The 1543-nt window shown below is 50.2% G+C and carries 2 protein-coding genes; both read right to left on the reverse strand.

Features of this window, described 5'->3' with window-relative positions; genetic code table 11:
• The coding region (locus QME66_13855) for a hypothetical protein (protein MDI6810025.1) at positions 1 to 212 on the reverse strand (212 nt) is incomplete at its 3' end.
• A gap of 159 nt (positions 213 to 371) precedes the next feature.
• Positions 372 to 1478 carry a bifunctional diguanylate cyclase/phosphodiesterase gene (locus tag QME66_13860; protein ID MDI6810026.1) on the reverse strand — a complete coding sequence of 369 codons (1107 nt, stop codon included), beginning with the start codon at positions 1476 to 1478 and terminating at the stop codon, positions 372 to 374.
• Positions 1479 to 1543 lie beyond the last annotated feature (65 nt).

Genomic DNA, 1543 nt, shown 5'->3' on the forward strand with positions numbered 1-1543 from the left:
TATTTGTCGAGTATCTTTGTGTAAAGATCGATGGCGTAACTGACCACCCCTGCCTTCTCGAATTCATTGGCCATCGATAACAATTTAAAAGGACCGGGGGGAGAGAACACCTCATTTCTGACATTTTCACCATAAATATCTTCTGACACGCCGATCATAAAATCCCTCCTTTCTTCGCTTCGCTCAGCGCAAGCGATGCCTTCAACTTTCATTGGTTGTCTGCTACCGCAAGAAAGATGCCATTTTCAGGAGATGCCGGATATTTTTGGCTTATCTCTTTATTATCAACAAGTTACAAATTGATTTGAAATGTGAGATCTGAGAATTAAAATTTCAGACAGGGAAGAGATTCCCGATTTTCGGGAGGAGATTCACTGAATGACGAATCGCGAACCCTTCTCGAGGAACTCTTCAAGCTCATCAGGAGGGACGGGCCGTGAGACGAGAAATCCCTGGATCTTGTCACACCCGAGAGAGCGAAGGAGCGCCAACTGCTCCACCGTCTCGACCCCCTCGGCGATCACTTCGATGTTGAGACTGTGGGCCATGTTGATGATCGCCGTGACGATAGAGGCATCGCCCGGACTTTTCGTGATGTCCCGGACGAACGGCAGGGCGATCTTCAGCATATCGATAGGCATCCGTCTCAGATATTCGAGGGAAGAATAGCCGGTGCCGAAATCATCGATTGTCATCCTTATGCCCACCTCTTTCAGAGCCCGGAGGATATCGATCGTGGCCTCCGCATTTTCCATGAGGATACTCTCAGTCAGTTCCATCTCGAGGCAATGAGGGTCCAACCGGATCTCTTTCAATATTCTGGCCACGGTATCTACGAAGTTTTTTTGCTTGAATTGGCGCAGCGAGAGGTTGACCGCAATGCTTACCGGCTTTAATCCTTTGTCCCGCCATTTCTTATTGGTCATGCAGGCATTGCGTAATATCCATTCTCCAAGGGAGATAATAATCCCTATTTCCTCGGCTACGGGAATAAACTCTCCCGGCGGGATCAGTCCCCTCTCCGGCTCCTGCCAGCGGACGAGGGCCTCTATGCCGGTGACCTCTCTTGAATTTAAGGCTATCTGGGGCTGGTAGTGGAGGAGAAACTCCCCGCGCTCCAGGGCCCTTCTGAGCATACTCTCCATCTTGAGCCGCTCGTGGGTTCTCTCGTTCATGGACGATATGAAGAGGACGTAGTTGTTCCCGATCCCCTCATCCTTCGCCCGGTACATAGCGATGTCCGCATTCCTTAGAAGTGCTTCTGCATCCTCCCCGTCATCAGGGAAGACACTGATCCTCACGCTAGTCGTGACAAAAAATTCGTGCCCCTGGATGTTGAAGGGTTCGCTTAGTATGGAAAAGAGCTTTTCAACCACCGCTGTGATGTCCTCTACCTTTTTTACGTCCTGGAGAATGATCATAAACTCATCTCCCCCGAGACGGGCAATGGTATCCGTGATACGGAGACAACCCTTCAACCGTTCAGCTGTCGAGGACCAACTTTATTCCCCACCCCGGGGCCAGTTTTATTCCCCACTTTTTC

The sequence above is a fragment of the Candidatus Eisenbacteria bacterium genome, from assembly GCA_030017955.1.
GTDB lineage: Bacteria > Eisenbacteria > RBG-16-71-46 > JASEGR01 > JASEGR01 > JASEGR01.